Origin of the sequence: Peptoniphilus indolicus ATCC 29427, from assembly GCF_000227315.1 — a bacterium.
Lineage (GTDB): Bacteria > Bacillota > Clostridia > Tissierellales > Peptoniphilaceae > Peptoniphilus > Peptoniphilus indolicus.
Genome location: NZ_JH165061.1, coordinates 119,239 through 127,007, shown reverse-complemented (window position 1 = coordinate 127,007; position 7,769 = coordinate 119,239). Strand labels below are relative to the sequence as shown.

General features: G+C 36.0%; 8 protein-coding genes. All 8 read left to right on the top strand.

The window, feature by feature from the left end:
* The first annotated feature begins 73 nt into the window (after positions 1–73).
* The 8 genes from HMPREF9129_RS00570 to HMPREF9129_RS00535 are packed head-to-tail and all read left to right on the top strand — an operon-like array spanning position 74 to position 7,602.
* The gene (locus tag HMPREF9129_RS00570; RefSeq protein ID WP_004819212.1) at positions 74–1,123 is read left to right on the top strand and encodes a sugar-binding transcriptional regulator; all 1,050 of its coding nucleotides are present in this window, start codon (positions 74–76) and stop codon (positions 1,121–1,123) included.
* Complete coding sequence (gene gap, locus HMPREF9129_RS00565; protein WP_004819210.1) at positions 1,113–2,129, top strand: type I glyceraldehyde-3-phosphate dehydrogenase; 1,017 nt, start codon at positions 1,113–1,115, stop codon at positions 2,127–2,129. Before HMPREF9129_RS00570 ends, gap begins: the two co-directional genes overlap by 11 nt.
* A gap of 54 nt (positions 2,130–2,183) precedes the next feature.
* Positions 2,184–3,371, top strand: coding sequence for a phosphoglycerate kinase (locus HMPREF9129_RS00560; protein ID WP_004819207.1), 1,188 nt, complete (start codon positions 2,184–2,186; stop codon positions 3,369–3,371).
* A gap of 1 nt (position 3,372) precedes the next feature.
* Complete coding sequence (gene tpiA, locus HMPREF9129_RS00555) at positions 3,373–4,119, top strand: triose-phosphate isomerase (RefSeq protein ID WP_004819204.1); 747 nt, start codon at positions 3,373–3,375, stop codon at positions 4,117–4,119.
* A 1-nt stretch (position 4,120) separates the two neighbouring features.
* Positions 4,121–5,626, top strand: a complete 1,506-nt coding sequence (gene gpmI / locus HMPREF9129_RS00550; protein ID WP_004819202.1) for a 2,3-bisphosphoglycerate-independent phosphoglycerate mutase — start codon at positions 4,121–4,123, stop codon at positions 5,624–5,626.
* Positions 5,623–6,906, top strand: coding sequence for a phosphopyruvate hydratase (eno, locus tag HMPREF9129_RS00545; RefSeq protein WP_004819200.1), 1,284 nt, complete (start codon positions 5,623–5,625; stop codon positions 6,904–6,906). Before gpmI ends, eno begins: the two co-directional genes overlap by 4 nt.
* Positions 6,903–7,289 carry a SixA phosphatase family protein gene (locus HMPREF9129_RS00540; protein WP_004819198.1) on the top strand — a complete coding sequence of 129 codons (387 nt, stop codon included), beginning with the start codon at positions 6,903–6,905 and terminating at the stop codon, positions 7,287–7,289. Before eno ends, HMPREF9129_RS00540 begins: the two co-directional genes overlap by 4 nt.
* A gap of 1 nt (position 7,290) precedes the next feature.
* Complete coding sequence (locus tag HMPREF9129_RS00535) at positions 7,291–7,602, top strand: PaaI family thioesterase (protein ID WP_004819196.1); 312 nt, start codon at positions 7,291–7,293, stop codon at positions 7,600–7,602.
* The last annotated feature ends 167 nt before the right edge of the window (positions 7,603–7,769 follow it).

Below are 7,769 nucleotides of genomic sequence, written 5' to 3'. Positions count from 1 at the left end.
TTAATTTCAATATATTATTTATAAACTATTGACTGAAGGAGTGTATGTGATATACTCTTAGTGGGAACAAAAAATGACAAGCGGGACAAAAGGTGCGAATATGAATTTAGAATTTTTAATAGAGTTTGTGCCTGAACTTCATGATTTGTTTATAAAAAGATATGAATTACTTAAATATATAAGCATAAATGGAAGAGTGGGCAGAAGGACAATTGCACAAGGTATGGACATCTCTGAGAGAGTTGTTAGAGATGAAATTGAAAAGCTTAAAGCTCAAGATTTTATTGCTGTTTCTTCTTTCGGTATAGAGATATTGGAGAAGGGAAGTAAGTTCATAAGTGAATTGAGTTCTGTTTATCGTGAGATGAACAGTTTACGTTCTCTAAGCATTGAAGTTGAAAAGTGTTTGGGTGTTAAGAGTGTGTTCATTGTTGAAAGTGGCACTCATGCTGAGACGGTGAAGAACTTAGGCGCTCAGGCGGCAATTGTATTTGAAGATCACATCTCTAAAGGGGAATTGATAGGTGTGACTGGTGGCGAGACTATCTATAGTGTTTCGGAGTCTATCGTATCGAGAGATGAAAAATTTGATGTGACAGTGATTCCGGCCAGGGGTTCTGTTGGTAGCCAAGCTAGATTTCAAGCTAACACAATTGCATCCAGAATTGCAAATAAATTAAATGCGAAGTTACAACTTTTGCCTATACCGGAGACTGTTTCGAAGCAGGCTATGGAAATTTTCTTAAGCGATAGTGAAATGAGAGAAGCTTATGAGATGTTAAAGAGTTTAGATGTTTTGCTGTTTGGTATAGGTAGAGCTGATGTTATGTTGGCAAGAAGGGGTATAAATGAAGAGAAAAGTTCGAAAGTTTTAAACTGTGGAGCTGTGTCTGAAGCATTTGGAAATTATTTTAATTTAAAGGGAGATAGAGTTTATTCTCAAGAGAGTGTCGGCATAAGTTTGGATAAGTTTTTAAGCATACCTAAGATTATAGGTGTTGCAGGTGGGGTTGAAAAAGCACAAGCTATTATAAGTATTTCAACTCTTAGACCTGATATGGTTTTAGTTATAGATGAAAGTGCAGCGCACGAGATTATTAAGGAGGTAAATTATGGCAGTTAATGTAGCTATTATGGGATTTGGAAGAATAGGTAGAGATGTTTTAAGAGGTTGGGCTCTTAGAGATGAAAAGAGTTTTAATATTACTCACATAGCTGATTTAAAGGCGAGTGAAAAGATAAAAGAACACGCTCATTTATTTAAATATGATTCAGTATATAGAAAATTCCCTGGCGAAGTTGAAGTTGTAGAAGATGGATTTTTAGTAAATGGAAATAAGGTTACAGTTATCGATGGAAAGTTACCAAGTGAAATGAACTGGGGAGAATTAGGGGTTGATATAGTAATTGAATCAACTGGTGCATTTACTGAATATGCAAAAGCTCACGGACACATCGAAGCTGGTGCTAAAAAGGTTATTATTTCTGCTCCTGCAAAGGGAGATGTCAAGACAATAGTAATGGGAGTTAACGATTCAGAATATGACAGTGCTGTTCATGATGTAATTTCAAATGCTTCTTGTACAACTAACTGTTTAGCTCCTGTAACAAAAGTTATTCTTGAAAACTTTGGTATCGAAAGAGGAATCATGACAACTGTTCATGCGTATACTAATGACCAAAAAATTCATGATGCTCTTCATAAAGATATGAGACGTGCAAGAGCAGGAGCTGAAAATATAATTCCTACAACAACTGGAGCAGCTCAAGCGGTTGCAAAGGTAATTCCTGAAGTTGAAGGAATTTTAACTGGTATGGCAATGAGAGTTCCTGTTCCAACTGGTTCTGTAGTTGATGTTACTTTTGAAATTTCTAAAGAAGCTACTGTTGAAGAAATCAATGCAGCTATTAAAAAGGCTTCTGAAAATGAATTAAAAGGAGTTTTAGCATACACTGAAGAAGATATAGTATCTTCTGATATAGTTGGAGATCCTCATTCTTCAATCTTTGATTCACAACTTACAATTGTAAAAGACAGACTTGTGAAATTAGTTTCTTGGTACGACAATGAATGGGGCTATTCACAAAGAGTTGTTGATTTAACAGATAAAGTTAGCAAAGGACTTTAAGTTGAGATAAATTAGCGGAAGCTTTTTGCTTTCGCTTTTTCTTATGGAGGAAAAATGAAAAAGACTATAAAAGATTTAGATTTAAAAGGAAAGAGAGCGGTAATAAGAGTTGACTACAATGTGCCACTAAAAGATGGAAAAGTTACTAATGATGCCAGAGTAAGGGCAAGTCTTGAAACTATAAATACAGTTTTAGCGGCAGGAGCATCAGTAGTTTTACTATCTCATCTTGGAAGACCTAAAGGAAAATACTCTGAAGAGTTTTCTTTAAAACCGGTTGTGGGAGTTTTAGAAAACCTAATTGGTAAAAAAGTTAAATTCATCCCAGATGAAGAAGTTGTTTCAGATAGAGTTTTGGAAGAGGTTAGAGAACTAAAAGCCGGAGAAATAGCATTGCTTGAAAATACAAGATTTGTAGCAGGGGAAGAAAAAAATGACCCTGAGTTTGCAAGAAAACTATCAAGTCTTGGAGATGTATATATAAATGATGCATTTGGCACAGCACACAGAGCACATGCTTCAAATGTAGGAATAGCACAAAATTTACCATCAGCTATGGGATATTTAGTTGAAAAAGAGGTAAAATATATTAAAAATGCAATTGAAAATCCAAAGAGACCTTTTGTTGCAATTTTAGGAGGAGCAAAGGTTTCAGACAAAATTGGGGTAATAGACAATTTACTTGGAATAGTAGATAAGATTATAATAGTAGGTGCAATGGCAAATACGTTTGTAAAAGCCATGGGATGTGAAGTTGGGAAGTCTCTTGTTGAAGATGATAAGCTTGAGCTTGCCAAAGAACTTATTTCAAGAGCAAAGGAAAATGGAGTAGATATGATACTGCCGGTCGACTTTGTAATAGCAGAAGAATTGAAATCGGGAGTTCCAACTGAAGTTGTAGCTGCTAATGAAATTCCAAGTGATAAAGCCGCATTTGATATAGGACCGGAGTCGGTTAAGAGGATAGAAGATGCATTAAATGGTGCGGCAACTGTAATCTGGAATGGACCTTGTGGAGTTTTTGAAATAGATGAATTTGCTAAAGGTACTTTCTCAGTAGCAGAAGCTTTGGCAAATCTTAAAGACGCCATAACTATTGTTGGCGGCGGAGATTCGGGAGCTGCTGTTGAAAAGAGCGGTGTTGAGGATAAGATTTCACACGTTTCAACTGGTGGTGGAGCAAGCCTTGAAATGTTAGAGGGTAAAGTTTTACCTGGAATAGATATAATTGAGGAGGCATAATATGAGAAAAAAACTTATAGCCGGAAATTGGAAAATGAATTTAAATGCAAGTCGAGCTCAAGATATGCTAGTGGAGTTTATAGAAAAGCCACTTGCTATAGATGTTGATGTATTGGTAATTCCGCCATTTACGTCAATACCAAAGGCTTATGAGGTGTTAAATGAAACACATATAATGTTGGGAGCTCAAAATTTAAGTGAACAAAATGAAGGGGCGTACACAGGTGAGATTTCAGCTGAAATGCTAACTGATTTAAATGTAACTCACGTACTAATAGGACACTCTGAGAGGAGAACTTACCAACAAGAAAGCGATGAATTATTAAATAAAAAAATAAAGAGAGCGTTGGAAGCAAATATTGTTCCTATACTTTGTGTTGGGGAATCTAAAGAAGAGCGTGATGAAAATCGTGCGTTTGATGTTGTCAAAGCTCAAATTGTAAATGGACTTAATGAAGTTGAAAACGATGGAAGCATAATAATAGCTTATGAGCCTACTTGGGCAATTGGGACAGGAGATGTTTGCAGTCCTGAAGATGCAGAAGAAATGGCTAAATTTATAAGAGAAACTATTGAGGGACTTTATGGCAAAGAAGTTTCTGAAAAGACAAGAATTCTATACGGAGGTTCAGTTAAGCCAAATAATGTAGCTGAATTAATGGGAAGAGAAAATATAGATGGAGCTCTTGTTGGAGGAGCATCTTTAAAAGCAGATGATTTTGAAAAATTAGTAAATTTTGGAGAATAATATGAAACCTATGATGCTGATAGTCTTGGACGGGTTTGGCGTCGGCAAAGAATATGACGGAAATGCTGCATATCTTGCAAATACACCTGTAATTGATGAACTAAAGAAAAGTGTTCCAAGTACCACACTACAAGCTTCTGGAGAATATGTTGGTTTGCCTGATGGGCAGATGGGCAATTCAGAAGTAGGACACTTGAATATAGGCGCTGGACGTGTAATATTTCAAGATTTATCAAGAATTAATAAAGAAATATCTGACGGAGAATTTTTCCACAATAAGGTGTTAGTTGGAGAGATGGAGTCAGTCAAAAAGAATGGAAAAGCTCTACACTTGATGGGATTGGTATCTCATGGGGGAGTTCACTCACATATGGAACACTTAAAGGCATTGTTAAAACTTGCTAAACTTGAAGGAGTAGAAAAAGTTTATGTGCATGCTATTCTAGATGGCCGTGATGTGGCGCCTGATTCAGGTAGAGAAGACTTAAGAGAACTTCAAAGAGAACTTGATATAATAGGTGTTGGAGAAATTGCAACTGTCAGTGGAAGATACTGGGCTATGGATAGAGATAGAAGATGGGAAAGGACCATGAAGTATTACAATCTCTTGACCATAGGAGAAGGGGAAGCTTATTCATCAGTTGATGCTCTTATAGATTCGAATTACCATAGAGAAATATATGATGAATTTGTAGAACCTGGAAAGGTAAAAGACATAACGCTTGAGGATGGAGATTCTGTTATTTTCTTCAATTTCAGACCGGACAGAGCAAGGCAAATCGTCAGACTTTTAAGTGATGATGATTTTAGTGATGCACTCCGCGCTAAATACGTTCGATTAAACGTAGTGAGCATGACACAATATGATTCTACACTTACTAATGTAACTGTTGCATATGGCGAATTTATACCAAGTAATACACTTGGAGAAGTGCTTGCAAAAAATGGAAAGAGTCAGCTCAGAATTGCTGAAACAGAAAAATATGCACACGTGACATTTTTCTTAAATGGTGGAAGAGAAGTGCCTTTTGAAAATGAAGATAGAATTTTAGTCCAATCACCAAAAGTGGCAACTTACGATTTGAAACCGGAGATGAGTGCATATGAAGTAACTGAAAAGTTAATTCCTGTAATGGGGGATTATGATTTTATAATGTTAAATTTTGCCAATACTGATATGGTTGGGCACACAGGTTCAATTCCTGCTGCAATAAAAGCTGTAGAAACAGTGGATGAATGTCTTGGAAAAATAATTGAGCAACTTAAAATATTAGGCGGAGCGGCAATAATAACTGCGGACCATGGAAATTGCGAAGTAATGCTAGATGACAATGGAAAACCGGTTACATCACATACAACAAATGTAGTGCCGATGTATCTTGTTGGAGTTGACAGAAAATTACACAGCGGAGCACTTGCAGATTTAGCGCCGACAGTGTTGGAAATAATGAATATTGAACAGCCTATTGAAATGACGGGAAAGAGTTTATTGGAGGAAAATATATGAGTTTAATTTCAAATGTATATGCAAGAGAAGTATTGGATTCAAGAGGAAATCCAACTGTTGAAGTGGAAGTTAGAACTGTAAAAGGCGGTCTTGGAAGGGCTATAGTTCCAAGTGGAGCTTCAACAGGAGCTTATGAAGCTGTTGAATTGAGAGATGGCGGTTCAAGATATCTTGGTAAGGGAGTTCAAAAAGCTGTAGATAATATCAACACTCAACTTACAGAAGATTTAACTTTCTTTGATTGTTTTGACCAACTTGCAATAGATTCTTATTTAATAAGACAAGATGGAACTGAAAATAAAGGTAAACTTGGAGCAAATGCTATTTTAGGTGTTTCATTAGCTGTTGCAAGAGCTGCTGCTGATGAATTGAATTTACCGCTATATCAATATCTTGGAGGAGTTAATGCAAAGACATTACCTGTGCCAATGATGAATATTTTAAACGGTGGAGAACATGCAGACAACAATGTAGATATTCAAGAGTTTATGATTATGCCAGTTGGGGCTCATAGCTTTAAAGAAGCTCTTGAAATGGGGGCAACAGTTTATCACAACTTAAAAGGAGTTCTTCGTGAAAGAAATCTTTCAACAGGAGTTGGTGATGAAGGTGGATTTGCACCAAATCTTGAAAGTAACAGAGAAGCTCTTGATGTAATAGTAGAAGCTATTGAAAAATCAGGATATAAAGCAGGAGAAGATATTGTATTAGCTCTTGATGTTGCAGCTTCAGAAATGTATGAAGATGGAAAATATAATTTAAAGGGTGAAGGAAAAGTTCTTTCATCAGAAGAAATGATAGATTACTATGCTGACTTAGTTGAAAACTATCCAATCTATTCAATAGAAGATGGACTTGGCGAGGATGACTGGGCTGGTTGGAAAATTATGACAGATGAGATAGGCAATAAAGTTCAATTAGTTGGAGATGACTTATTTGTAACTAATACAAAGAAATTACAAAAGGGAATCGAAGAGGGAATTGCAAATTCAATTCTAATCAAATTCAACCAAATTGGAAGTTTGACAGAAACTTTAGATGCAATTGAACTTGCTAAAACTCACAACATGACTTGTTTAATTTCACATAGAAGTGGAGAAACTGAAGATTCTACAATTGCAGACTTAGCTGTTGCAACTAATGCAGGATTTATAAAGACAGGAGCTCCTGCAAGAAGTGAGAGAGTGGCTAAATATAACCAACTTTTGAGAATTGAAGACCAATTAGGGCAAACAGCAAAATATGCGGGATTAAAAGGATTCTACAATTTAAAAAGATGATTTATTTAATAAGACATGGCATAGCTGAAGCATACAGCACATCCGATTTTGTAAGAGAATTGACTATAGAGGGAAAGATAAAGCTAAAGGCGGCTTTCTTGGGGTTTGCAGAAGACTTTGATTCCAAAGACTACAAGATTTATGTTTCCCCCGCAGTTAGAACAATGCAGACTGCAGAAATTTTAAGTGATATTTTAAAATGTGACTTTGAAACGATTGATGATTTATATGATTCAAGGTATGAAGACTTTGTGAGAGAGTTATCTAAAGATATGGATTATATAATAGTTGGACATGAGCCATATATTTCAGATTTGATTTACCAGATTACGGGAAGAAATGTGATTGTATCAAGAGGGTCTATTCACAAATTGGAGGTGTAGTATGGATTATAAGAGGATGATTGATGAAAGAAACGCAAGTGGATATATAAATCACTTGGGGATTAATGTGGTTGAAATAAGAGAAGGATATGCAAAGACGGAAGTCGAGATAGGGGATGGGCATATCAATCCTATGGGAGCAGCTCATGGTGGGTTGATATTTAGCTTGGCAGATGTAACTGCCGGCTCTTGTGCAAACTCTTTTGGGAATAAAGCGAGTACGTTAAATGCAAATATCAATTTCTTAGCTCCGGCTATGAAGGGCAAGAAGTTGATTGGAGAATCAAAACTTTTAAAAATGGTAAAACTGTAAAAGTTATTGATGTTGAAATAAAAGATGATAGTGGTAAGTTAGTGGCGAGAGGGACTTTATCTTTCTTTGACCTTGGAGAACCACTTTTTGAAGATTAAACTTATGACAATATAATATAGCTAATAAATCTGTGCATACGAAGGTGTGTGCAGATTTTATTTTTTAAT

Excerpts from the sequence above, each read along its gene's own strand:
- HMPREF9129_RS00570 (WP_004819212.1), top strand. The coding sequence starts at position 74 with ATGACAAGCGGGACAAAAGGTGCGAATATGAATTTAGAATTTTTAATA.
- gap (WP_004819210.1), top strand. The coding sequence starts at position 1,113 with ATGGCAGTTAATGTAGCTATTATGGGATTTGGAAGAATAGGTAGAGAT.
- HMPREF9129_RS00560 (WP_004819207.1), top strand. The coding sequence starts at position 2,184 with ATGAAAAAGACTATAAAAGATTTAGATTTAAAAGGAAAGAGAGCGGTA.
- tpiA (WP_004819204.1), top strand. The coding sequence starts at position 3,373 with ATGAGAAAAAAACTTATAGCCGGAAATTGGAAAATGAATTTAAATGCA.
- gpmI (WP_004819202.1), top strand. The coding sequence starts at position 4,121 with ATGAAACCTATGATGCTGATAGTCTTGGACGGGTTTGGCGTCGGCAAA.
- eno (WP_004819200.1), top strand. The coding sequence starts at position 5,623 with ATGAGTTTAATTTCAAATGTATATGCAAGAGAAGTATTGGATTCAAGA.
- HMPREF9129_RS00540 (WP_004819198.1), top strand. The coding sequence starts at position 6,903 with ATGATTTATTTAATAAGACATGGCATAGCTGAAGCATACAGCACATCC.
- HMPREF9129_RS00535 (WP_004819196.1), top strand. The coding sequence starts at position 7,291 with ATGGATTATAAGAGGATGATTGATGAAAGAAACGCAAGTGGATATATA.